General features: G+C 54.8%; 1 protein-coding gene. It reads left to right on the forward strand.

Going from position 1 to position 394, the window contains the following annotated elements; translation table 11 throughout:
* Positions 1 to 394, forward strand: a 394-nt coding sequence (locus LE190_RS21580) for a CorA family divalent cation transporter (protein ID WP_307734735.1), incomplete at both ends; no start/stop codon positions are given.

Here is a 394-nt window from a genome sequence, read left to right on the forward strand (position 1 = left end):
TTTCGATACCGTTCAGCATTTCGACGACGTGGTTGAAGACGTAGAGGACCAGCTCTTCGACGACTCCATCGATACCCAGCAGGTGCAACTTCGGGTTTACCGGCTGCGCAAGGAGCTGGTGCAGTTTCGTCGGATCGTGCTTCCGATGCGCGAGATCATCTCGACGATTTGTCGTCCGAGTAGGGAAGCTGTTGCTGTTCCGCGTGTCCTTGAGCCTTATTTCAATGATCTTTACGATCACTCCATGCGGGTGTCAGAGTGGTCCGACTCCCTGCGGGACCTGGTGGCGACGATTTTCGAGACGAATCTTTCCATCCAGGATGCCAAGCTCAACATCGTCATGAAGAAGCTGGCGGGTTGGGCGGCCATCATTGCGGTACCGACCTTTGTTACC

This window comes from Massilia hydrophila (genome assembly GCF_020208145.1).
GTDB lineage: Bacteria > Pseudomonadota > Gammaproteobacteria > Burkholderiales > Burkholderiaceae_D > Telluria > Telluria hydrophila.